General features: G+C 68.4%; 19 protein-coding genes. 12 read left to right on the top strand and 7 right to left on the bottom strand.

Going from position 1 to position 24,006, the window contains the following annotated elements; genetic code table 11:
* Position 1: 1 nt before the first annotated feature.
* From ML539_RS04030 to ML539_RS04015, 4 genes are read right to left on the bottom strand one after another with little or no spacing between them, the layout of a single operon-like run.
* Positions 2-859: a hypothetical protein gene (locus tag ML539_RS04030; RefSeq protein ID WP_243320881.1), complete on the bottom strand. Its 858-nt coding sequence runs from the start codon at positions 857-859 to the stop codon at positions 2-4.
* Complete coding sequence (locus tag ML539_RS04025; protein ID WP_243320879.1) at positions 856-5,613, bottom strand: MG2 domain-containing protein; 4,758 nt, start codon at positions 5,611-5,613, stop codon at positions 856-858. Before ML539_RS04025 ends, ML539_RS04030 begins: the two co-directional genes overlap by 4 nt.
* Before the next feature lies 1 nt (position 5,614).
* A complete protein-coding gene (locus ML539_RS04020) occupies positions 5,615-6,565 on the bottom strand; it encodes a DUF1175 family protein (RefSeq protein ID WP_243320877.1) in 951 nt (316 codons plus the stop codon).
* Positions 6,562-8,718 carry a hypothetical protein gene (locus tag ML539_RS04015; RefSeq protein WP_243320875.1) on the bottom strand — a complete coding sequence of 719 codons (2,157 nt, stop codon included), beginning with the start codon at positions 8,716-8,718 and terminating at the stop codon, positions 6,562-6,564. Before ML539_RS04015 ends, ML539_RS04020 begins: the two co-directional genes overlap by 4 nt.
* A 108-nt stretch (positions 8,719-8,826) precedes the next feature.
* Here ML539_RS04015 and hutI point away from each other — a divergent pair, with 108 nt between their 5' ends.
* Positions 8,827-10,035, top strand: a complete 1,209-nt coding sequence (hutI, locus tag ML539_RS04010; protein ID WP_243320873.1) for an imidazolonepropionase — start codon at positions 8,827-8,829, stop codon at positions 10,033-10,035.
* Positions 10,036-10,268: 233 nt separating this feature from the next.
* Positions 10,269-11,789: a kelch repeat-containing protein gene (locus tag ML539_RS04005; RefSeq protein ID WP_347710730.1), complete on the top strand. Its 1,521-nt coding sequence runs from the start codon at positions 10,269-10,271 to the stop codon at positions 11,787-11,789.
* 107 nt (positions 11,790-11,896) lie between these two features.
* Here ML539_RS04005 and ML539_RS04000 read toward each other — a convergent pair whose 3' ends face one another.
* Positions 11,897-12,130: a YdcH family protein gene (locus ML539_RS04000; RefSeq protein ID WP_243293868.1), complete on the bottom strand. Its 234-nt coding sequence runs from the start codon at positions 12,128-12,130 to the stop codon at positions 11,897-11,899.
* A 147-nt stretch (positions 12,131-12,277) separates the two neighbouring features.
* On the opposite strand from ML539_RS04000, the gene ML539_RS03995 reads away from it, so the two are divergent.
* The 9 genes from ML539_RS03995 to ML539_RS03955 all read left to right on the top strand — a co-directional run bounded on the left by ML539_RS03995 (position 12,278) and on the right by ML539_RS03955 (position 19,584).
* The gene (locus ML539_RS03995) at positions 12,278-13,216 is read left to right on the top strand and encodes an ABC transporter ATP-binding protein (RefSeq protein ID WP_243320870.1); all 939 of its coding nucleotides are present in this window, start codon (positions 12,278-12,280) and stop codon (positions 13,214-13,216) included.
* Positions 13,217-13,267: 51 nt separating this feature from the next.
* The gene (gene guaB / locus ML539_RS03990; RefSeq protein WP_243285979.1) at positions 13,268-14,728 is read left to right on the top strand and encodes an IMP dehydrogenase; all 1,461 of its coding nucleotides are present in this window, start codon (positions 13,268-13,270) and stop codon (positions 14,726-14,728) included.
* Positions 14,729-14,827: 99 nt separating this feature from the next.
* A complete protein-coding gene (locus ML539_RS03985; protein WP_243320868.1) occupies positions 14,828-16,120 on the top strand; it encodes a dihydroorotase in 1,293 nt (430 codons plus the stop codon).
* 255 nt (positions 16,121-16,375) lie between these two features.
* Positions 16,376-17,014, top strand: coding sequence for a hypothetical protein (locus tag ML539_RS03980; RefSeq protein WP_243320866.1), 639 nt, complete (start codon positions 16,376-16,378; stop codon positions 17,012-17,014).
* Between the two features lie 124 nt (positions 17,015-17,138).
* Positions 17,139-17,363: a DUF2188 domain-containing protein gene (locus ML539_RS03975; RefSeq protein ID WP_243320864.1), complete on the top strand. Its 225-nt coding sequence runs from the start codon at positions 17,139-17,141 to the stop codon at positions 17,361-17,363.
* Between the two features lie 60 nt (positions 17,364-17,423).
* Positions 17,424-17,972 carry a hypothetical protein gene (locus tag ML539_RS03970; protein ID WP_243320862.1) on the top strand — a complete coding sequence of 183 codons (549 nt, stop codon included), beginning with the start codon at positions 17,424-17,426 and terminating at the stop codon, positions 17,970-17,972.
* 119 nt (positions 17,973-18,091) lie between these two features.
* Positions 18,092-18,661 carry an N-acetyltransferase gene (locus tag ML539_RS03965; RefSeq protein ID WP_243320860.1) on the top strand — a complete coding sequence of 190 codons (570 nt, stop codon included), beginning with the start codon at positions 18,092-18,094 and terminating at the stop codon, positions 18,659-18,661.
* Positions 18,658-19,197, top strand: coding sequence for a DUF1572 family protein (locus tag ML539_RS03960; RefSeq protein WP_243320858.1), 540 nt, complete (start codon positions 18,658-18,660; stop codon positions 19,195-19,197). Before ML539_RS03965 ends, ML539_RS03960 begins: the two co-directional genes overlap by 4 nt.
* Before the next feature lie 21 nt (positions 19,198-19,218).
* Entirely contained in the window at positions 19,219-19,584 is a 366-nt protein-coding gene (locus ML539_RS03955) for a nuclear transport factor 2 family protein (protein ID WP_243320856.1), read from the top strand.
* Here ML539_RS03955 and ML539_RS03950 read toward each other — a convergent pair.
* On the bottom strand, positions 19,541-20,500 hold the full coding sequence (locus ML539_RS03950; protein WP_243320854.1) for a winged helix-turn-helix domain-containing protein: 960 nt from the start codon (positions 20,498-20,500) through the stop codon (positions 19,541-19,543). The genes ML539_RS03955 and ML539_RS03950 overlap by 44 nt on opposite strands.
* Positions 20,501-20,767: 267 nt before the next feature.
* Between ML539_RS03950 and ML539_RS03945 the strand changes: the two genes are divergently transcribed.
* Entirely contained in the window at positions 20,768-21,328 is a 561-nt protein-coding gene (locus ML539_RS03945) for a hypothetical protein (RefSeq protein ID WP_243320853.1), read from the top strand.
* A 43-nt stretch (positions 21,329-21,371) separates the two neighbouring features.
* Here the strand turns inward: ML539_RS03945 and ML539_RS03940 are convergent, their stop codons facing one another.
* The gene (locus ML539_RS03940; RefSeq protein ID WP_243320851.1) at positions 21,372-23,930 is read right to left on the bottom strand and encodes a serine/threonine-protein kinase; all 2,559 of its coding nucleotides are present in this window, start codon (positions 23,928-23,930) and stop codon (positions 21,372-21,374) included.
* Positions 23,931-24,006 lie beyond the last annotated feature (76 nt).

The raw sequence follows: 24,006 nt of genomic DNA, 5'->3' as shown, positions 1-24,006 counted from the left end.
CCTAGGGTTCCACATCGAAGGTCCCCAGCATGACCGGGCCGGAACCCGGCAGGATCAGGCGTTCCCAGGTCCAGCGGCGCTCCTGGTCCGTGCCGCCGTCGAGCACGGCCTCCACGTGGATGCGGGCAGGCTTGCCTCCCCGCCAGCCCCCGGTCCACTTCAGCGCGTAGGTGCCCGGTGGCGGCGTGTCATGGGTGTACTCGCCGGACCAGCGCAGCATGCCGCCCGAAGGCGTGCGGCGCCCACCCTGCGCCAGGGCCCCGTCCGGCTCCTGCACCTGGAGGCTGCCGCTGGCGTACTCATCGTTGACCTGGAGGCTTACCACCCGAAGCCGTGTGCGGGTGGTGGACACCCACCAGCTCCGGACCACTTTCAGGCCCGAATCCGGCTCCAGGATCTCCAGCCGGTTCTCGCCATTCTGGGCTGTGAGTTCCATGTTCAAGGAGGTGCCTACGCTGGCCTGCCACCGCATCGAGGCGCCATTGAGCCACACCAGCAGGGTGCGCGACCGCCAGGCGTTGCGGGCGGCCTCCGCCTCCCGCGCCAGCCGCTCTTTGCGCAGCTGATCGGCGGTGCGCGTGTCCTCGGCCGGCGGCTCATAGCCACCATCCTCCTCGTAGTCGAAGTACCGCGGCTGGGGTTCATCCTTGGGCGGGTTCGGATCCTTGGGATCCACCAGCTTCACCTTCAGCGCCACGGCGCGGTCGCCGGACCAGCCGCCCAGAGCCGGCGACACGTCCATGCGCCAGAGCTTCAGGTCCGGCACGTAGGCCGCGGCGGGCGCTTTGGCCGGGGGCGGTTTCTGCGCCCCGAGGAAGGTGGCCGACAGCAGCAGGGAGAGAACCAGCCCGGCCTTCATCGCGCACCTCCATCCACCACCTTCAGGTCCAGCCCGTCGCTGGTGACCCACTGCCCCTCGTTCGACATGAGGCTCAGCTTGGCGGGCCTGAGCCGGTAGTGGCCCGCCATGCCCGCCCGCAGGAGGATCCGGACGGTCTGCGTATCCCAGCTCCAGGTGTGGGGGAACAGGAACGTCACCTTGTCGGAATGCACCTCGATCCGCGGCTTCACCCAGCGGTCCGAGGCTCCTTCCTCGGTGAAGGACTTCCCTTCGAGCACGAAGCCCTCGAGCTTCACGGTGGGGTTGAGGCCGCCGGGGATGGGCACCTCCAGCATCACGTAGTCCGCGTCGCGGTCCGTGCGGAAGGACACCTGCATCCATGCCTCCTCGCCGGCCTTCATCGTCCCGGTCCAGGGCTGGCGGATCCAGCCCTGACTGGCATTGCCGGTCTCCTGGGGCGTCCTCAGGCGCCAGAGGTCCCGGGTCACGGACATGCGCAGCGCCGTGGACGCGTCGCCCTTGGGCACGCCCGCGGCGCTGCCGGGCACCTGGTAGGCGTAGGTCCACACGAGCAGTCCCCTGCCGCTGGCCGTGACCGTGACGGGCTTCGGCTCGGCCATGGCGAAGGTGCCAACCCGGGCTTCCCGGGCATTCCAGCGACGGGCCTGCGGCCGCTCCTTGAAGTCCCAGGTGGGGCCCCCCTGCACCGAGGCCTGGATCGCGAGCGCTCCCCAGTCCAGCTTGCGGGTCTTCAGCAGGTAGGGCAGCAGGTCCACGATCTGGCCCGTGCTCCAGGTGGAATACCAGCCATAGCCGCGGTATTCCGAGGCCAGGAACGTCTCGCCCTGGCGGATCAGCGGCGACTGCGGACGCACCAGGCAGAGGGCCTTCAGCGCCATCACCGTGGGCACCACGTCGCCGGAGGCATAGCCCCACCAGACGTCGCGCCGGCCCTCCCACCGGGCCAGGCCGCCCTTCACCACGGCGCGATGTTCCAGGCGCTCGGCCAGGGCCGCCGCCTTGGGATGCTTCGCCTGGGCGGCGGCCAGGGCCACCAGGGCCAGCACATGGTCGCCGGACCACCGGCCTTGGAGCACCTTGTCGGCCGCGCTGTCCACCAGCCCCGCGATGGGCTCGCCGGTTTGGGCCAGGGAGGCCAGCAGGAAGGCCGCATCCGCCTGGGGATCGGCGGTCTGCCCGTGGCTGTTCCGCTGGCGCTGGGTAGCCGTGGCCTGATCCGCCTGCCGCGCCACCTGCTGGAAGAGGTTCATGGCGGCGAGGCGGCCCCGGCGGTAGACGCCCTCATCCACGGCATAGCCCAGACGCTTCATGGTGGCGAAGCTCTGGATGGCATAGCCGGTGGTGTGGGGGTTGGCATCCAGGCCGAAGTCCTTGGGCGCGTACCAGCCCCAGCCGCCGTTGGGCTGCTGGTAGCCGTAGACCTTGAACACGCCGTCCCGGATGTTGCGGTCCAGGTTCGTGAGCTGCTTCCAGTCCAGGTCCGGCATGGCGCCCTGTTTCACCAGGTCGGCCACCAGCAGGTTGGGCACGAAGCTGGACAGGGTCTGCTCCACGCAGCCGTAGGGATAGCCGATGAGGTAGGGCAGCGAGGGCGCGGCCAGGTGCTCCAGGTTGCCCACGGGCGTGAGCACCAGGGCCGCCTCGCCCTTCGCCGAGGGAGGCGCCGGGATCGTGACCGTCTGGCTGCCGCCGTCCAGCAGGATGGAGCCTGAGAGGGAGGCCGGCACCAGCTGGTCCAGCACCGCGACCTTCTGCCGCTCGGCGTCCTTCAGGCCGCCGCCCTCCACCCGGGCCGTGACCGTCAGCGGGCCGGTCTTGTCCGAGAACAGCGGCAGGGCGAAGCGGTACTCGCCCTGGTCCTGGAGGGTGAAGGTGCCTTCGGGCGTTCCGGAGAAGCGGCCGTTCTGCACCTCCAGGCGGACCCGGCCCTGGATGGGCTGGCCCGAGAGGTTCCGCACCAGGGCGATGGCCCGGGCCTCCTCGCCCACGCTCAGCGTCCGCGGCAGCGTGAGGGCCACCTGCAGGGGCTTGGAGGCGGGCTTCGAGGCCCGTCCCACGCCCACCTTGGTGTCGGCGGTGATCGCCGTGGCCGTGGCCCGCCAGGCCGTGAGGTTGTCCGGCAGCACGAGGTCCACGCTCGCCTTCCCGTCCCGCCCCGCAGCCACGAATGGCGCCCAGTGGGCCGTGTCCTTGAAGTTCTGACGCACCTTCTCGTCGTCATCGGCCTTGAAGTCGCCCCGCTTCGTCTGCTTGAGGCTCCACACGGGGCGCTGGCGGCGCAGCAGGTCGTGGAAGCTCCAGTCCGTGGAGCCCGACCGCAGCACGCCGTGACGCCGCGTGGGATGGAAGAAGCGCACGGGATCGGGGTTCAGCTCCTGGCTCAAGGCGTAGATGGCCTCGTCCACCACCCCCACGCTGAGGTCCGCGGCGGCGGGCTTCCCGGCCGCGTCCTTCACTTCCACGGACACCTTCATGGGCTGGCCGGGCTGGTAGCGCTCCTTGTCCGTGGTAACGGCCACCGAGAGGCGGCGGTCCCGCTTCGGCACACGAAGGGGCACCTCGACCATCTGGCGACGGCCTTCGCTCACGATCTCGAAGACGGCCCAGGCGTTGGGCTGCATGGCGGCCGTGACGGGGATCTCGACCAGGGCGGTGGTGCCCTGGACGATCCGGCTCTGGTGCCGGCCAAGGTCCTCATGCTCCAGGGCCCAGTGCAGCGTCAGCTTGGGACGGGGCAGCTGCACGAGGATCCGGGCCGTGTCGCCCGGCTGGTACTCGGGCTTGTCCGCCGCCGCGCGGAGATCCGGCACCGCGGGCAGCGGCGTGCCCTCGGCCGCCACGGTGATCTGGCGCTGGGCGGTCACGGGGCGGCCCTTCGAATCGCGGGCCTCGGCCACCAGCAGGAAGGCGCCGCCTTCCGGGATGCTCAGCATGGCCTGGGGGCCCGGGGCGGAAGCCACGGTCTCGCCGGGCTTCAGGGCGTTGGGCCTGGACCACCAGTACGCGGTGTCCTTCTGCGCCACGATGCGGGCGGCGCGAAGGGAGATGGCCACGCCCGGCACCTCCTTGCCGTCCAGATCCAGGGCCCTGGCGGTGACCTGGAAGGGCTTCCCGGGCAGGGCCACCTGGCGGTCCGAGGCGATCATCAGTACCAGATCGCCGGCGGCGGCCCGCACCTGGGCCTGCCCGCTGTTCCGCTGACCCGATGCGTCGGCCACCTTCACCACCATCCGCCAGAGGCCGTCGCTCTCGGCCTTGAACGTGGGCAGATCCGCCTGGCCCTCCTCGTCCAGCTCCAGCTGGCCGCTCTCCATGAGCTCGGGTGCTGGGCCGGCGTCCTCGTCGTCCCAGATCCAGCGGGACTTCGGCGGCACCACCTTGTAGAGGAACCAGTCCGCCTTGGCGCCGCGCACGGCGGCGCCGTAGAAATACCTGGCGTTGGCGTGGAACGCCAGCGTGTCGCCCAGGCCCACCTTGGCCTTCGCCGCCGTGACCTTGACCTCGAAGGCGGGCTTCACGAACTGCTCAACCTTGAACTCCGCCTGGCCCGGCCCCTGCGGCCCCTGGAAGACGAGGCGGTAGAGACCCAGGCGGCCCGCGCCAGGGAGGGTGAACTGGGCGGCGTAGGTGCCCGTCTCCGCGTTCAGCAGCTTGGCATGGCCCTCGGTCACCTTCGTGTCCTCAGGATCGAGCACCGTGAAGGGGAGGTCCGCGGCGCCGCCCGCCACGCGGTTCTCGCCTTCCTCCACCCGGCGGAGGATGGCCTTGGCGAAGACCTCCTGGCCCGGCCGGTAGAGGGGCCGCTCGGTGAAGGCGTAGAGGCGCTGGCGCACGGCCGCGGAGCCCTGCCCCTCGCTGGCCAGCAGGGCGAAGCTCGCCCCGCTGCGGGCCACCACCACCCGCCGCACGCCGGGCGTGGCCGCGGCCTCGGCCGTTCCCGAACCGTCGAAGGCCAGGGGCTGGGCCTTCGGACCCTCGAGGATTTGGCCGGCGACGCCGGCCTTGGCAGAGCCGTCCCGCGCATCGACCGCCCGCACGCGAATCCGCGAGCCATCCTGTTCCGACAGCAGGGCCAGGTCCGTGACGAGCCACGGCACATAGGCCGCGTCGCTGCCGCGCAGCACTTCCACCAGGTACAGGCCGGCAGCCTGGGCTGGCAAGTCCACCCGGCTGAGGAAGCCATCGTCTCCGGACTCGTCGTCCGGATTTCCCTTCTTCCCGGCGAGTTCCTCGCTGATGCGGGGCACGAGTTCGGTGACGAAGGTGATCCCGGGTTGGCCTTCGATGGGCAGGGCAACACCTTCGCGGATCCGGTCCGGCGAGGTGCGGGCCGAGCGCAGGCGGTCGGCCTGCTTGGCGGCGTCCCGCAGGGCCTGGGTGGCCGTGCGGTGGACCGTGACGAAGGCGCGCCGGCCGCCCCACAGGACCGCCTCTCGCAGCAGGTCGAGGGGATCCTGGACGCCCCGGCCGCCTTCGGCCGCGGCCCGGCCCCGATCCGCCAGCACCTTCTTCAAAAGGGATTCGGGATCCTCCACGCGGTAGATGCGGATGCGCGCCTCGGCCGGGATGGGCCCGGCCGCCTCCAGCTGGCCAGGTTTCCCGGGCAGGGTGGGCCTCAGGTTGGCGAAGGCGCCGGTCCATCCGCCCTCCCGCCAGGGGGCCTCGGCGCCGCGCTTCTGGGCCGTGCCCATGGTGGGCACCAGCAGGATCGCGGGCAGCAGCAGGGTGATGAGCGGACGGAACCAGCGCATGTCAGGACCTGGGAGGGAGAGGTTCGGAGGCCGCGTCCGCCAGCACCCGCCAGCGGAAGAGGCCCAGGAACGCGGGGTTCTCGGGCAGGGGACGGAAGTCGGGATCGGGATGGTGCATCAGGTCGTCGAGGCGAGCCCGGCGGACCTCGCCGGGCTGCCGGGAGGCGCCGCTGCCTTCGGGACCCGTGTGGTAGAGCAGCATGGGCGCGCCATCCACATCAGGCCGTACGAAGGCCATGGCGTGGTCGGGCTGGGCGTGGGCCCCGCCCCGGGCGAAAAAGAGCAGGTCTCCCGGCTTCGCCTGGGCCAGATCGCGCCCCAGCGGCACGCAGGACAGTTGCCGGAGGAAGGCGCCCTTGGCGAAGGGACGGGGCCCTTCCGGTGTGGGGAATCCCTGACGCCACGCAGCCGCGAAGGCCGGCGAGGGATCCTGTCCGGGAGCGCCGTCCGTGAAGGCCACCCGGGCCCGCCAGCCCGCGGTGTGGGCCGCCAGGGCCTCCCGGAAGGCGAAGCGCAGCAGGCCGGCGCAGTCCCGCTGGGCGGGCTCCCAGGCGGGGCTGGGCGCCTCCACCTGCTGCTCCAGGAGCGCCACGAACCAATCCCGGAAGGCTTCACGATCACCTTCATCCAGGAGAGCAGCGGATCCGCCAGCGGCCCTTGGAATGGACAGAGACTGTCGGAATCCAGGCCAGGCGTGGATGACGGCCTGGGCAGGAGCCGTCGCGCGGAGGAAGAAGCCGTCCCGGCTGTCGCCCCAGGCCGCCGCCCCGTCCACCCCGGCCCCCCAGGCCGGCCGGCGCAGGCCCAGCAGGGACCGACTGTCCAGGCGGATCCTTGCGATGGGGTTGGACGGATCTGCTTCCAGGAACGCCTGGTGGCGCACCGGAGCCAGGGCCAAAAAGGCCACGGCCCCCGCGGCCAGGACCGCGGACAGATACCGGACTGGCGTCATCGCGGGCGCCCCTCCAGGCCCGCCGCGGTCCAGTTCCACTCGATGCGCACGGGCCCCAGGGCCTTCAGGGCGCCCAGGAAGGGCCCGAGGCTGGCCGCCAGCTCCGCGGCCGCATCATCCTGGCTCGAAGCCTCGCCGATCCACCATCCTCCGCCGCTGCGGCTGCGGAGGAAGGCCAGCAGCAGGTTCTCCAGCTCTGAGGAGGCCCGGGCGCCATCCACTTCCATGCGGGCCCAGGCCCGGAAATCGCTGTCGGCCAGCGTCGGCGCCTGGCCCTGGAGCCCTGCGGCCACGGCCTTCACAGCGCCCTCGTCCGTGCCCAGCACCAGCGTGTCGGCCACCAGGGTCCAGGCGGGCCGGAAGGCCTGGGCCGTGAGGATGCGGTGCAGCTCCGCCGAACCGAGCGCCTGCTTCTGGTTCTGGCCCTTGAAGAGCCGCGGCAGCACCTTCTTCAGGAGGTTCTCGGCCTGCGTCCGCCGGGCGGGATGCACCGGTAGGGCCAGAGCCAGGCTCGGGGCCATGCCGGGCTCGCCGAAGCCCCCGAAGGCGGTCACCTTCCCATCCTGCTGGAGCCGCATGGCCCGCCAGGGGTCCTCGCGCCGCAGCTTGGCCAGCTCGGTCAGGGCCGCTTTTTCGGCCCCCGTCAGCGGCGGCGCCGTCACCCAGCCGTTCCAGAAGAACGCCGCCCCCCGGAGGTCGAGGCAGGCCTGGAGGACCTGGGCGTCCTGGCGCAGGGCCGTCCGCTGGCGCTGGCGCTCCTGGGCGGCCGTGAGCGCCGCCTGATAGGCCTTCATCTGATCCGGGCTCAGGGCCCTGCCGCCGTCCGCGAACGCGGGCATCTGCGGCATCCGGAGTTCCGCGGCATCGTCCACGCGGAGGATCGCCTCCACCAGCTTTTCGGTGGGCCCGGCCCCCAGGGCAACCGCCAGAGCGCCGGTGCGTGGCGCAGCCTTGGCCACGAAGGGGTTGGGCCAGGTGCCCTGCTGCGCGTTCACCTGCCGACGGCGGAGGGCCTGGACCTCGAAGGCCGCATCCGCGCCGACGCGCGGCGCCAGCCAGAAGGAGAGCTCCGTGTCCGGCGCCATGGCCGACAGGGCCACGCGGGCCCATTCCGGGCGTTCCCCCAGGGTGGCCACGGGGCCGGGGAACAGCAGAGCGCGAAGGGGGGCCTCACGGTCGCTGATCCAGGTGCCCTCGGCCATCTGGATCAGGTGAAAGACGCCGCCTGATCCGCGCAGTTGCTGGACTTCCGTCGATGCGCCAGGGCCTGTCCATGTCACGACGCGGGACCGCGCACCGGAGCTGGATGGGTTCAGGCGCAGCAGGGCCATTGTCAGCTGGGTGCGCGCCGGCAGGTCCCCGGGGATGAAGACCAGCGTTCCCTGGATCTCATCCGCGTCGGGGCGCGCGGCGCCGTAGTGCAGCACCCAGGCCTCCCGGTTCGCCAGAGGTTCCAGGACAGGCGAGGCCTTCTTCAGCCAGGGCTCCAGGTGGCGTGCCGTAAAGCCCAGGCGGCTGCCCTGGGCCAGCGCCGGCAAAATGCCCTGCCCGTCGGGGCCTGTTCCGCCGCCGAGAGCCACCAGCTTCTCGAGGCCGGGGCGCAGCTGCTTCAGGTGGATGAGCACACCAGGCTGGGCGGCCCGCCCCAGCCCATTCGGCAACACCGCGTTCCCGCCCTGGGTGAAGAGCGCCGGGCTGGGGATCCACTGGAACCGCCAGCCGGCCTTGTCCAGGTGCAGGCCCAGCCCATGGGTCCAAGGGCGATCCACGCGGTCCGGAGGCCCGAGGTAGGCGAACGGATCCGCTCCGGATTGGCGGAAGCCGAGGCGGTGCAGGGCGAGAGCGACTTCCGGATCGCCGGTTTTCAGCCCCTCCGCAGCCCAGACCGAGGGCGTCCGCTGGCCGAGGAAGGCCAGCGCCGCGCGCCGGGCCTTCCCGCCCTGCTTGAGATGCTCCATGAACTGCTCCCACTGCTCGCCCTGGGTCATCTGGGTGAAGGGAACGGCCTGCCAGTTCCGCTGCCCCCGGGCATCCGTACGGTAGGTGGACCAGTGCGCGGCGTACTCTCTGGCCCAGGCTGGCACGGCTTCCTGGGCCATCGCGGGAGCCAGGATCGTTCCAAGCACACACAGACTCTGCGCGAGTCGCCTCATGCCACGCCCCTTGCCCCGCACTGGAACCTCCGATGTCGAGCGATGCTATCAAGCTGGCGACCTGGCGCAAGGGACCTCTTGGGAATTTTTTGCTGGCAGACTGGACCCATGTCGGACCGCCGCGTGCTCGTCAACCTCCAGGGCCTGCTGACCCCCGATCCCGCTCGGGCCTGGGTGGTGGATCGCATCCCCGACGCGGCCCTGGCCCTGGACGGCGGCCGGGTGGCCTGGCTCGGCCGGGCGGCGGATCTCCCGGCGGAATGGCAGGGCGCGCCCAAGGTGGATGGCGGCGGGGCCTGGGCCACGCCGGGCTTCGCGGATCCGCACACCCATCTTCTCTTCGGCGGAAACCGCTCGGGCGAGTTCAACCGGCGCCTCCACGGCGTCAGCTACCAGCAGATCGCGGCGGAGGGCGGCGGCATCCGGGAGACCGTCCGCGCCACGCGGGGCGCCACGATCGATGAGCTGGTGGTCTCCGGCGAGGAGCGGCTGAAGGCCTTCCGCGAGCGCGGTGTCGTCCACCTCGAGTGCAAGACCGGCTACGGCCTGGAACTGGAGGCAGAGTCGCGTCTCACCGCGGCCTACGAGGAGCTGCGGCGCCGGGGCTGGAGCTTCGACGTCACCCTGCTGCCCGCCCATGATCTGGCGCCCGAATTCGCCGGCGATGCCGAGGCCAACGCCCGCGCCGTGGCCGAGGAATGGCTGCCGGAGCTGGTGCGCCGCCACCCCAGCGTGGCGCGCTTCTGCGACGTGTTCGTGGAGACGGGCGTCTACACCGCCGATCAGGGCCGCCGCATCCTCGAGGCCGGCAAACGCCTGGGCCTGATCCCCCGTGTCCATGCGGACGAGCTCTCCTGGACCGGCGGCGCCGAGCTGGCGGCCGAGTTGGGGGCAGCCAGCGCCGACCACCTCATGTTCTGCAGCGAGGCGGGCATGAAGGCCATGGCCGCCGCAGACGTCACGCCCGTCCTGCTGCCAGGCACCACGCTGTTCCTCGGCATGCGGGACTGGGCCCCGGCCCGGAAGATGATCGAGGCCGGCTGCCGCGTGGCCCTGGCCACGGACTTCAACCCCGGCTCCTGCCCCTGCCTGGACCCCCTCACCATCCTGCGCCTGGGCTGCCTCCAGCTCCGCATGACCTTCGAGGAGGCCTTCACGGCCATGACGCTGCACCCCGCCCGCAGCCTCCGCCACGACGACCTGGGCCACCTCCACCCGGGCGCCCGCGCCGAGGTGCTGCTCTGGGACGTGGATGACATGCTGGAGCTGATCTACTGGGTCGGCGAGCCTTACCGGCCCAAATTCATTCACTCCTGATTCCACCGGATTGCACATACCTGAGTCCCAATATTGTTTTAAAAAAATCTGACGATATGTCTTGCCTGCGTTCTCTGGTCGCCTAAATTTCGGCCGGGATTTTTCGTCACCCATTTGGTGGCAGGCGGGCTGAAGTTCCAGCCCGTCGAAAGCCGTGCCTGATCATCTGATTCGCAGATGTTGGCGGGTTCTGTGAAAGGAACCTGTAGAGGCACGGGGATCGTGTGTCTCAGATGGTCCTGATCACCCTGACCATGCTGGACGACACCTTCGAGGGTGCGCGGCTCAGGTTCATGGGTGACACGCAAACCCAACGCCAGTGCGCCAAGATTGGCGCCTTTCAGGAGTCTGATATGAGCCTACGCACCCTTAGTCCACTCCTAACCTGTACGGTTCTTCTCGGGTCCTTGATCTCCTGCGGTGGACGTACCACTGCCGCCTTCAGTGCCAGTAGTTCCCCCAGCACAGAGGCACAGACCCTGTCTCAGGCCAAGGCGACCTCGGTGGTACCTCAGACTGGGATCATCACCGCCGTTTCAGGGGAGTCCTTGACCCTCCGCACGAGTGCGAAACAGACCTTGGTTTTCCAGGTGGATGCGGCCACCCATGTCCAGGGCTTTGCCAGGTGGGGCACAAACACCCTGATGGGCCTCGAGGTCGGCCAGCGGGTTCGAGTGTCCGCGGTTCCAGGAGGCGACGGAACCTTTATCGCCCGCCAAGTCGTCTGTCTCGCCTTCTCCGGATCGACCAGCCCCTTGAAAACATCCGGAGTGGACGAGCCTGTAGCCCGAATCTATCACCAGTCCGCCTACCGCGACCGCTCGGATGAAATGTTCGTCTTCGCAGGCCAGTCGGGGCCGAGTTGGACCAATGAGGTCAAGGACATGTGGTCCTATCACGTGGGCACCGACCACTGGCGCTACCTGGGCGAACAGCCGGCCGCTGTCGCCAATTCCTACAACCTCGTCTATGACCGATCGGCGGACCGCATCGTGGTCTACGTGACCATGGATGGAGACGGCAACATCCTAGAAACGCCGGAAACCTGGTCCTTCGACCCGGTAACCCTCGAATGGGAGAACCGCCACGCCTTGAATCCGCCCTCTGCACGGTTTGGGGCCATGATGGCCTATGACGGGCGCGCCCGGAAGACCGTTCTATTCGCTGGTGGAGATTTCAGCACCTGGCTTCCCCTCAACGACACATGGACGTACGACTTCGCCAGCAACACCTGGACGCAGTTGCAGACGGCCGACTCACCGCCGCGCATCAACTTCGGTGCGATGGCGTATGACCGAAGTGCCCGACTTATCGTTCTGTTCAGCGGCAACCATTGGTACGACTACTCCTTCGAAGGATGGAATATCGATGAAACCTGGACCCTGGACGTGCCCCAAGCCACATGGAAGCGCGTCTCGACGACGTTTGCACCGCCTCCCCGGACCTATCACCGCATGGTCTACGATTCGTGGCGCGGGGAGATGTTGATGTTCGGCGGATGCACGGGCATTGACCTTCCGGATGATCCTCTGATCCCCCAGAACGATATCTGGGCCTTCCACACTCGGACTGGGACATGGCGCCAGCTGGATGCGGGGAATGCGCCTGGTCCCAGAGGCTGGCACACCATGGAGTTTTCCAGTGACTCGGGCCGGGCGGTCGTGTTCGGTGGTGGCACCTCACGCGAAGAGCCCACCCAAAGCACCTGGGTCTATGCCACCATGCCCCATCGATGGCGAAATGTGCTGGATTGAACCCTGGACATGAGGATTCTGCCTTCCATTAAATCCGGCCATACCCAGAGACTGAAAAACGAAGCCCCGGGCCGATTCCCGGGGCTTCTCCTGCGAGTGAGGAAGGCCTACTGTTCGGCGTGCCTTGAGGCCTCCTGCACGATGGAGTAGATGCGTTCCTTGGCGCGGAGTTTGGTCTTCTTGAGCTCCACCTCTTCGAGGGACTCCTTGGCGGAGAGGGTGGGTTTCCTCTGGAGGTCGCACAGGCGCGTGTCCGCGGCCCTGTGCTCTTCCATGAGCTTTCGGAATTCGAAGTGCTCCTTCATTAGGCGCTCCTGGAGATCTGGGCGCAGGAAATCCATGAATCCTCCTTGCCTGGGCGGGCCTCTACCGGGCCCGCAGGGTGATCAGGTGGCCCAAGGGTAGGACCCCCCCGGGAGGCGTCAAGGGGCAATCAGGGGCTCTATGGAACCCGTTGACTTCCATCACTTCCATGCCATTCTCGGGCCATGTCCCTGGCCATCGACGCGCTGCTCCTGGAACGGGTGGACGGGGTCCGCCTGCTCGGGCCGCTGGACCTCCGCCTGGCCCCCGGGGACCGCCTGGGTCTGGTGGGAGAGAGCGGGTCGGGCAAGAGCCTGCTGGCGCAGGCCCTGTTCGGTGTCCTGCCTCCTGGAGTGCGGGTGGCGGGGGGAAGGTTCACGGCTTTCGGCATGCCCATGCACCGCCCAGGTCGGGAACGGGACCGCCTCCGGGGCGCCCGGATGGCCTGGGTGCCCCAGGACCCCCGGCAAATCATGAACCCCCTGCTGACCCTGACCCAGCACCTGACCCTGCTGCCGGGCGTCCATCGGAGAGAATCACCTGGGGCGGCCCTGGCCCGCCTCACCCCGCTGCTCGAGCGGCTGCGCCTGCCCACCACGCCGACCTTCCTGGACCGCTTCCCCCACCAGGTCAGCGGCGGCCAGAGGCAGCGGCTGGCGCTGGCCATCGCCCTTTCCTGCGATCCGGAGCTGCTGGTGCTCGACGAGCCCACCACGGCCCTGGATCCAGCGGCACAGCTGGCCTTCCTGGAGGTTGCGCTCGGTCTCCAGCGGGAGCGGAACCTGGGTTTTCTGTGGATCACCCATGACCTGGGCTTGGCGGCGCGGGCCTGCGACCGCCTGCTGGTGCTCTATGGCGGCGAGCCTGTCGAGACCGGACCCGCCGACCGCCTCCTTGAAACCCCGCGGCACCCCTACACCGCGCGCCTTCTGGCGGGCGCCCGGAGGCAGCCTTCCCGGGATGCCGGCTTCCTCCCCGCGCCCCAGGACCGCCCGCCGGGTTGCCCCTTCCAGCCCCGATGCCCCGACCCTGCCAGGACTTGCGGCACCTGGGGTCCCTGGCGCGGAAGTTCACGGGACGGCCTGCGTTGCGAGCGTCCGCTGGAAGCCGCGCGTCTCCCGTGAGACCATGGGATGCAAGGTCCCGCAGGCTGCGGGTCCGGAAAAAGGCTCCCCATGCTGACCTTGCCCCTGATGCGCGCCCTCACCTTCGACGACGTCCTGCTCGTCCCCGGCTACTCGGAGATCCACCCGAACCAGGTGGACCTGGGCACCCGGCTCACGAAGGACATCGGGCTGCGCATCCCCCTCCTGTCCGCCGCCATGGACACGGTGACGGAAAGCCGCATGGCCATCGCCCTCGCCCAGCTGGGCGGCATCGGCATCATCCACAAGAACCTCAGCCCCGAGCGCCAGGCGGAGGAAGTGGACAAGGTGAAGCGGTCCGAATCGGGCATGATCACGGACCCCATCACCATCGGGCCCGACGCGCCCATCCGGGACGCCGAGGCCCTCATGGCCAAGTTCCGCATCAGCGGTGTCCCCGTGGTGGAGGGCCACCGCCTGGTGGGCATCCTCACCAACCGCGACCTGCGCTTCGAGACCCGCTGGGAACTCCCGGTGCGCGAAGCCATGACCAAGGAGAACCTCATCACCGTGCCGGTGGGCACCACGCTGCAGGAGGCCAAGGGCATCCTGCAGAAGCACCGGATTGAGAAGCTGCTAGTGGTGGACGGCCAGGGCCAGCTCAAGGGCCTCATCACCGTCAAGGACATCGAGAAGTCCATCGAGTACCCCAACGCCTGCAAGGACACCCACGGGCGCCTGCGCGTGGGCGCCGCCGTGGGCGTGGGCAAGGAGCTGCTGGACCGCGCCGCGGCCCTGGTGGAAGCCAAGGTGGACGTACTCTGCCTGGACAGCTCCCACGGCCACAGCAAGGGCATCATCGACGCCGTGAAGGCCCTCAAGAAGGCGCATCCCGGCGTGGCCCTCATCGCCGGCAACGTGGCCACCTACCAGGGTGCCAAAGACCTGGCCGCCGCTGGCGCCGATGCGGTGAAGGTCGGCATCGGACCCGGTTCCATCTGCACCACCCGGATCGTCACCGGCGCGGGCATGCCCCAGATCACGGCCGTGGCGGAAGCCAGCCGGGCCTGCCGCGAGGCTGGCGTCAGCTGCATCGCCGACGGTGGCATCAAGTTCAGCGGCGACGTGGCCAAGGCCATCGCGGCGGGCGCCGATGCGGTCATGATCGGCAGCCTCTTCGCGGGCACCGACGAAGCCCCCGGCGAAACCATCTTCTACGCGGGCCGGACCTTCAAGTCCTACCGTGGCATGGGCAGCCTGGGCGCCATGAAGCAGGGCAGCAAGGACCGCTACTTCCAGGAAGGCAAGGACGACACCAAGCTCGTGCCCGAGGGCATCGAGGGCCAGGTGCCCTACAAGGGACGCATGGCCGATCTGGTCACCCAGCTCATGGGCGGCCTCCGCGCGGGCATGGGCCTCAGCGGCGGCGCCTCCGTCGCTGACTTCCAGCAGAAGGCCACCCTCGTCGAGATCAGCGGCGCCGGCCTCCGCGAGAGCCATGCCCACGACGTCATGATCACCAAGGAAGCCCCGAACTACCGGATGGAGTAGGGACGCCATCAGCTGCCGGCTATCAGCTGTCGGCCACTGATAGCTGACAGCCGACAGCTGACAGCCCAAACTAGACCGGAAGCCAGCCTCGGAGCCCCCATGTCCCTCCTCGTGAAGAACGTCCGCCTTGTGGATCCTGCGCAGAACCTGGACGGGCCGGGATCGCTGCTGGTGGTGGAGGGCGCGGTGGCGGCCATCGGGGCGGAGGCCGAGCACGACCTCCTCGCGGCCGGGGCCGAGGTGCTGGACGGCGGGGGCCTGGTGCTGGCCCCGGGCTTCGTGGACCTGCACGTTCATTTCCGCGAGCCGGGGCAGACCCGCAAGGAGAGCATCGAGACGGGCAGCCGGGCGGCGGTGGCGGGCGGATTCACCTCCGTCTGCGCCATGGCCAACACCAAGCCCGTGAACGACAGCGTGGCCATCACAGAAATGATGCTGACCCGCGCCGCGAAGGCCGACTTGTGCCGCTACTTCCCCATCGGGACCGTCAGCCGCGAGATGAAGGGCGAGGAGCTGGCGGACATGGGCACCTTGAAGGCCGCGGGCTGCGTGGCCTTCTCCGATGACGGCCTGCCCATCGGCAACTCGGCCCTGATGCGCCGTGCGCTGGAGTACACGCGCTGGCTGGAGGTCCCCGTGGTGGCCCACGAGGAGGATCGCGACCTGGCCGGCAAGGGCTACATGCATGAGGGTGCCGTGAGCGCGTCGCTCGGCTGTCTCGGCATCCCTGCGGCGGCGGAGGAGGCCATGGTGGCCCGGGACATCGTCCTGGCCGAGCACACCGGCGGCCACCTGCACCTGGCCCACCTCAGCACGAAGGGCTCCCTGCGCATGGTGCGCGAGGCCAAGGCCCGGGGGCTGAATGTCACCTGCGAGGTGACGCCCCACCACTTCGCGCTGTCGGACAAGGAACTGATGAAGTTCGACAGCGACTACAAGATGAACCCGCCCCTCCGCACCGAGGCCGACATCCAGGCGGTGCTGGAGGCTCTCGCGGACGGCACGGTGGACGCCATCGCCACGGATCACGCGCCCCACGGCTGGGACGACAAGGAAGTGGAGCTGCCCATCGCCGCCTTCGGCGTCATCGGCCTGGAGACCGCCCTGCCCCTCACGCTGGAGCTGCTGGTGAACCGCAAGGTCCTCAGCCTGGCGAAGGCCATCGCCCTGCTCTCCTGGAAGCCCGCCCAGGCCTTCCATCTGGACCGCCGCGGCCTCGGCAGCCTCCAGCCCGGCGCCCCCGCCGACTTCGTCCTCTTCGATCCCAGCGCCCAGGTCCAAGTGGACCGCGCCTTCATCCAGTCCAAGTCCTACAACACGCCCTTCAAGGGCTGGAACCTGCCAGGGAAGGTCGTCGGCACCTGGGTGGGCGGGAAGCGGGTGTGGGGCTGAGCCTCCCGCCTAAGAGCCTCTGAGAGGTCGCAACAAAACTCCGCGACGCTTCATAGACGGGCCAGCCTGCCGGCGGTCGCCTGTGGGCCGGACTCAGCCTGCCGACTGAATCCATGCGCCCGAAAGGGTGATGGAATCCCCCAAGGTCGGGTGGGTTCTCACGTCCGGCGCCAACGGATCCGACAGACCCGATCCAGGTGTAACCGGAAAACCGGCCAGATTTCTACTTAATGCAGATTATTTCCTATTAGACTTATGGTGTTGCAAGTCATAGTCAAGCAACTCAGGCTTGATGACTCCACCGGGAAGAACTCGAAAGGGAGGTCTGTGCTCCAGATGATTTCCAGAAAACCATGCGAAATCGACCCCGGCCAACAACCGCCTTCCCTCACCATGCAAGCCAAGGCATTACTTGCGCTTGCATGGCCAAGAACCCACGTGAAATTCGAAAGAGACTGGCGCAAGGCCTCCTCCGTGGTCGCCAAGCACTATGAAACTCCGAGCCTCACCCGTGTCGACGCCCTATGGATACCGGTCGATTCGGTATTGGAAAAGAACCGCGAGGAGAATGAGGTCTACCTGGAAGTGCTGCGTGCAAACGGGGCTCACCTGGAACAGACCCGCTATATCCAGGACATCCAGATCGGGAACCACGGACGGACCCTGGCTTCCGCTTTGGCGAAGGCAGAGGCGTTCCGGCTGCTCGCCCGGAGCGTCGAAAGGGATGGGATCCGTCGACCGGTCTTCCTGGCGGATGTGGCCGAGTTCGATCTCCCCTACAGGATGTTCCGATTCGATGGCCATCATCGGGCGATCTGCGCCAAGTACCTGGGCATGGATCTGGTTCCTGCCTGCGTCTTCAAGGTGACGCCACCCGTTGTTTCCAGGCATTGAAGACCTCGGGCAGCACGGAGACCCAGTTCGAGGATCACCGCGGAAGGGGTGTGGAAGCTTCATTGGCCATGCTGCAGGAAAGGCCTATCTTCAGCACCGGCGATAGCCACATGAGGAGGACGATATGAAAAACTATCACCTCGCCAAGGAAGGTAACGCCTGGAACCTCAAGCCTGAAGGAAGCAGCCGGCCAGTCGTCCATGCGATGACCAAGGCGGACGCGATCGGGCAGATGCGTGCCTACATGCACGACCACCCGGGTTCCGTGAAGATCCACAAGGAGGATGGCCAGATCCAGGAGGAGCGAACCTATCCGAGGTCTCTCGATCCGAGGGGCACTCGGGGCTGAGAGCCTGCCACCCTTCCATTGGCACCAGGCCCTGGCTGTCGGGCGGGGTAGCATGGGTTCATGCTTTCCGTCCTCCTCCTCTTCCTGCTCCCCGTTGGGGGCGGGATTCCGGCGGGGGTGCTGCTGGCGCAGTCCAAGGGGCTGGCCTGGCCCCTGACGGCAGGGCTGTACTTCGTGTCGGACGTGCTGCTGGCCCTCGCTTTCGAGCCCGTGCTGCGGCTGTTCGTGGCGCTGGGGCGGCGGGTGACGTTCCTGGCCCGGTTCGGCGCGGCCATGCGGGAGGCCATGGCCCGTAGCGCCGCGCATGTCGGCGGCCCCGGCGCAGGGCCAATCTCCCTCGTGATGATCGCCTTCGGCGTGGATCCCATGACCGGCCGGAGCGCGGCCCTGGCCGCGGGTCACGGCTTCCTGGCGGGCTGGGCCTTCGCCATCGCGGGCGACATGCTCTATTACGCGGTCATCGCCCTCACGACCCTGCGCCTGAACACGTGGATCAGGAACCCGAACACCACCATGTGGATTGTCCTCGGCGCCATGCTCGTCGTGCCGGTGCTGGTTCGGCGGGTCCGATCGGGATTCGCCCGGCCGGTCGGTGCGAAAGTTGTCTGATCGTCAAACACCGCAAGAGTCGGGTGGCTCGACTCCAGACAGAGCGGCATCCTCGAATCCAGGCTGAGGTGATCGAGAATCGTTCTCAACCTCGCCGTTTCCTTATCGAGGTGTCTTTGATGAACACGACGGTACGAGGCGGGGTCGCGGGAGATGCCGAAGCCATCGACTCCCTGGGCCGGAAGAGCTTCTCCTGGGCCTTCGGGGCGCTGTTCAGGGATGACGTGCTGGCCCGGTATCTGGACGGGACGTACTCCGCCGGGAAGATCGCCGGAAGCCTGGCCAAGGCGGCCAACCTCTACTTCGTGGCCGAAGCGGAGGGCTGTCTCCAGGGCTTCCTGAAGCTGAAGGCAGGAGGCACGGAGGCCTGGCAGGTCCAGAAGCTCTACGTGGATCCAGACCTGATCCAGAGCGGGATCGGGCAGCGGCTCATGCAAGCGGGCGAAGCGGCGATGAAGACCGGAAACGCTCCGTCCGCCTGGCTGGTGGTCTACACGGGCAATGCCCGCGCCATCCGCTTCTACCGAGGCCTGGGTTACACCGAAACGGGCGTGGAATCCCATGACTTCGAGGACATCCGGATCGAGTTCCGGCGGATGTCGAAGCCCCTCGTCCCTCCCACCGGCCCCTTTCCTGACGCGGATCCAGACTCAACCCAGCCCGACACCCCTCTCAGGAGCTTCCCTTGAACGGCGACCTCTACCTGGCCGATGTCCTCAAGCGCTTCCGCGAAGCGCGCATCCAGTGCGACCGCGCCCTCGCGCAGGTGCCCGTGGAACGCTGGACCCACCGGCTGGACCCGGAATCCAACAGCCTGGCCACGCTGATGCTGCACCTCTCGGGCAACATGCTCTCCCGCTGGACCGACTTCCTGACCACCGATGGCGAGAAGCCTGACCGCCACCGCGACACCGAGTTCGAGGATCCCGGGACTTTCGACCCGCGGGCCCTGCGCGACCGCTGGGAACGGGGCTGGGCTTGCCTCTTTGATGCCCTGGAAAACCTCACCGCCGCCGACCTCGACCGCGTGGTGACCATCCGGCACGAGCCTCATACCGTGCTCGAGGCCATCAACCGCCAGCTCGCCCACTACCCCTACCACGCGGGCCAGATGGTCTTCCTCGCGAAGCACATGGCCCCCGGCCCATGGCAGTCGCTCAGCGTCGCCAGGGGTGGTAGCGCGGCCTTTAACGCGGCCAAGATGAAGGACCAGTCCCAGGCCTGACGCCTACGCCCCGGAGTCCCCGTGCCACTCACCCCGAAAAGCCTGGTCTCCACCTGGGTCGAGGCCTTCAACCGCGGCGATGCCGAGGCCTTGGCCGCCATGTACCACGAGGACGCGGTGAACCACCAGGTGGCCGAAGCTCCGGTAGCGGGCCGGGAGGCGATTCGGGCCATGTTCGCGCGGGAGTTCGCGGCGGCGGAGATGGTGTGCCTGGTGGAGAACCTCTTCGAGGACGGCGAGTGGGCGATCCTCGAGTGGCGCGATCCCCTGGGCCTGCGTGGCTGCGGCTTCTTCCGCGTGGTGGAGGGGAGGATCGCCTTCCAGCGCGGCTACTGGGACAAGCTCAGCTTCCTCCGCCAGCACGGCCTGCCCATCCCGCCGGCCTGACCTCGGCCTCCGCGCCCATGTGCGGCGCCACCCTCGCCCGCGCGGTCTGCCCTGTTACCTGCCCTGTCACCTGCTGGGCCAGGTAGTCGGCGATGGTCTTGTGGACCTGGTGCAGTTCCTCCGGCGGGACGGAGAAGGTGCGGTCGCCCCGGTTGCGCCCCTGGGCATCCCTCAGGTTCAGGTGGATGCGGTACCCCCGGTCTTCCCGTTCCAAGGTCCAGGTGAGGATCAGCGCCGCCTTTGGCAAAGACCTCTCCGAGTCGGGCGTTTCGGCGGACTGGACGTCGAGGTTCGGGGCGTTCGCAAGGTCCTGCGCGAGCTGTCGGGACAGGGCGAAGGCGAAGTAGTCCACGGCAGGGTCGCCGGTGGCGTTGGACAGCGGAGTGACGACCAGGGTCACCATGTGCGTCCTCATGACCCCCCAGAGCATCACACCGGCGCCCAAAAAAACCAGCCCGAGGACGGCCCCCAACCACAAGGTCCAGGGACGCCACGGTCGACGGCCTCGAGTGGGAGTGAATGCGTCCATCCCGGAGTTCGAAGGAGGCCTGAACACCGGCATTGGGAAGGATCCGGAGGGCGGAGGGGGCTTGCCTGGGAGGGGGACCACCTTCCCCACGAAGCGGTAGCCCTTGCGGGGGATTGTCTCGATGAAGGCGGGGGCGTCCGCGGAGTCCCCAAGCACCTGGCGGAGGCGCCAGGCGGCCGCATTGAGACCATCCTCGAAGCCCACGTGGATGTCTCCGGACCAGACCCGCTTCTGGAGTTCCTCGCGCCCCACAATCTGGCCCGGCCTCTCGAGCAGGCAGAGCAGCAGCTTGAGGGGCTGGTCCTGGATCCGGACGCAATCCTCGCCCTTCCAGAGTTCGCCAGTGTGGGGGTCCAGCTCGAATCCGCCAAAGGCCAGCCGGGTCATCCGACGCTCCTGGGAGGCGTGGCAAGTATGGGACCGGTCAGCCGTTCATCAACATCCGATCTCACCCGGATCTAACCGGCCTCTTCTCCAGAAGAGATCAAGTCTGTCCCGCATTGAATCGGTCGTAACAACTCGATATTTTTATGCAATTACATCGTAAGCCATCGGTTATGGCGGGGAGAGGTGGTCTTTCCGAGATTTTTTTTCGCCGCAGCACCGGCTCGGCGCCACCCGGATCGGTCCGGGTCCCATTCATGGAGGTGGTCCATGTTCCGACCCACCACTTTGCTCGCCCTGGCTGCCCTCACTGCCACGCTCGCCGCCGAGGACTTCGGCCCTGTGGTGAAGGCAGCGGGCCTCATCTACCAGGGGAAAACCCATTTCGGCGTCGTCTGCGACTATGGCCGCAGCCAGGACCAGCTGGCCGACCTCCAGAGGGCCCTGCCTGAGGGAACCACCCTCACGGTGGTCGACGCGCGGCATCCCATGCAGGTGGGACCCGCCGGGTCGACGATCATCCATCGCGGCGTCCAGCTGCTGGCGCTCCTGCCCAACGATCCGCTGATCCGCGATGGTTCGCCCTGGGCCACGGCGCTGGTGCACCAGGTCAACGGCACCATCCCCGCTTTTGGCACCCGTCCCGAGGCCTTGAAGAATGGGTGCGTGATGGCCATGGGCCAGGCCACCAACTGGGAGCTGCTGTTCAATCCCAAGCTGCTGAACCTCGACCTGCAGAAGGGCGTCATCGAGGACATCACGATCACCCCCTGGCAGAACGGCACCAAGGGTGGACCCGCCACCCTGGACCTGGTGTTCCAGTACCGGTAGCCGCTGGTTCCGCCCCGAAGCGCCCCGCCCCGCGGGGCGCTTCTCATGGTCCTGGCGGTGAAGCCGCCGCGATGTGACGGTGCAGGTCCTCCAAGGGGCCATACAGGTACTCCGGGAGGTCCCCCCGGATCTGGGCCCGACCGAGCTGCCCCGCCACCATGGCCGCACCGTTCCGGGATGCCTGGAGAATCCTCGCGAACCGAGGGTCGGGGCGCAGCCGCTGCATCTCCGGGTTGGTCATCAGCCAATCCAGACAAGGAGGATTACCCAGCTCCACGCTCCGCAGGAGGAGTCGGAAGGCATCGTCGGTCAGCCCCAGCTTCACCAAGTAGGGTGCGTTGAACAGCACCGCGTTCCCGATGTCGATGGCCCGCACCTTCGGGCCCAGCCAGTGCACCAGCAGGCCCTTCGCGAGAGCCCGGGCCTCCACCTCCTGCCCGCGATCCACCGCGCACCAGAACCGGACCGTCGTGCCAACGGGCTTGCCGAGGCGCGTGATGTGCGCCTCCACCTCGTCCGGCCGGCCCAGTCGTGCCAGGGCGTAGGGCCGGACCGTGTGGTTGAGCAGCACGTGCTCAGGTTCCCGCAGGAGGGCCCGGTCCGCGATGGCCAGGGCCTCCTCGGCCCGCCCCATCCAGGCCAGACCGAGCGCCACGAAGGCGGGCCCGGTGAGGTCCATGGGATCCAGTTCCATGGATCGCCGGCCGCCGGCGATGAAGAGCTCCACCGACCCTGGCCCGGACAGGATGGTGGCCATGGTGATGTGGACCTGGGCCTGGTTCGGGGCCAGGCACACGCCCTTCACCGCGTATTCCACGGCCAGATCCGGATTCTCCCGCCGCCCCTGCACCTCCACGGCCCCCAGGAGGCTCCAGGCCAGCCCGCTACGAGAATCAATCTCCAGGGCCCGCCGCGCCCACCTGGCCTCGAGTTGACGCTCGGCTTCGCCCGCCGGGACTGTGCTCGCCTCGTGGGCGCGCCATCCATGCAGGCAGGCCAGTTGCACGGCGGCTTCGCTGTTGCGCGGATCCAGGCGGAAGGCCTTCTCGAAGGCGGCCACAGCCTGATCGAAGTCCTGGCTCCGTCCCAGCGCCCGGTACCGATACTGGAAGTGCCGCCCTTCGCCGAAGGCGAGCTCACCCTCGGAGCCAGTGGTCGGCCGGACGATGACCGGGCCAAGCCCTTCCTCCCGGGTCAGGGTCCGGGCCACGGCCTCCGCCGCGTCGCGTACCAGGGTGTTGTAGTCCGCCTGAGTTCCTTCGTACTGATGCCCCCACCGCACTTTCCAGGTCCGTGTATCGACCAGCTGCACGTTGAGGATCAGGTGCTTGGCGTTCTTCGTGATGGTCGTGACCACCAGGTGGTCCGCATGGTAGGCCTCCGTGACCCGGGCCAAGTCTCCCTTCCACTTCTCCATCTGGAAGCTGGACGGCGGTGCCTTCGTGTCCAGGCCTTCCACCTTCGAGAGGAGGGTGGACAGGGTGTTGGGCACCGCGTCCGTGAGGAAGGCCGACTCCTCGGCGCCGTACACCCGCGCGGGCAGGGCCAGGACGCTGGGCAGGTTTCTCGCCTTGGTCGCCAGCTCAGGGACGGGTTGCTGGCTCCGCAGCCAGGCGTAGATGCCCGCTGCGGTGCCCAGGAGGGCCAGGGCCAGCCCGGCGCCCAGGAACTGGAGCCCACGTGCCTGCGAGGGATAGCCTGAGCGCCCCAGGATCGGACGCGGCCCCAAGTCCGAACGGGCCGCGAAACGCAGGGCCTCCGCCATGGCCCGGGCGGTCCTGAACCGCTCGGCGGGGTCCTTCGCCAGGCAGACCCGCAGGATGCCCCCCAGGGGCGAAGGCAGCCTCTCCTTCCCACCCGGGAGCTCCGGCCGGTTCATCAGGATGGCCCGCATGGTCTCGCCAGGCGTGCTCCGCCGGAAGGGGTGGCCGCCCGTCACCAGCTCCCACAGAATCACCCCCAGGCTGAACAGGTCGCTTGGGGCTTCCAGGGCATGGCCGCGGACCTGTTCGGGACTCATGTAGTCGGCGGTTCCCATGACCAGGCCCGCCTCGGTGAGCCTCCCGGCCAGCTGGGGCGTCCCCGGCCTCAACCGTGGCGTATGCGGGTCGGACTGTTCCTTTCGCAGCTTGGCCAGGCCGAAATCGAGGATCTTCACATGACCATCCACGGTCAGCATCAGGTTCTCGGGCTTGAGGTCCCGATGGATGATGCCCTTGGCGTGGGCTGCGGCAAGACCATCCGCCACGGCCGCCGCAAGCTCCGCCGCCTGGCGCCAGGGCATGGGCCCGGTGGCCATCCGCTTCCGGAGGGTCTCGCCCTCCACCAGCTCCATCACGAGGTAGGGGAGCCCGCGGTGCTCCCCTGCGTCGAAGACCTGCACGACGTTCGGATGCGACAGGACAGCCATCGCCCGCGTTTCCTGTTGGAACCGCCGCAACCTCGCCGGATCCGAGGCAAAGGATTCGGCCAGGACTTTGATCGCCACGTCCCGGCCGAGCTTCCTGTCCCGGGCCCGGAAGACTTCTCCCATGCCGCCGGCGCCGAGGGTGCCCACGATCTCGTAGGCACCGAGCGACGAGCCGGGGGCAAGGGTTGGCATGGGACCTCCGCCTGCTGGAGGAGAAGGGGAGCCCGGGAAGGTTACCTCTTCAGATTCAGGCTGCCAACCGCTTTTT

It is taken from the genome of Geothrix sp. SG200 (assembly GCF_022808935.1).
In the GTDB taxonomy this organism is placed as follows: domain Bacteria; phylum Acidobacteriota; class Holophagae; order Holophagales; family Holophagaceae; genus Geothrix; species Geothrix alkalitolerans.
The sequence above is the reverse complement of the archived record's forward strand: the minus strand, read 5'-3'. Positions and strand labels throughout refer to the sequence as shown.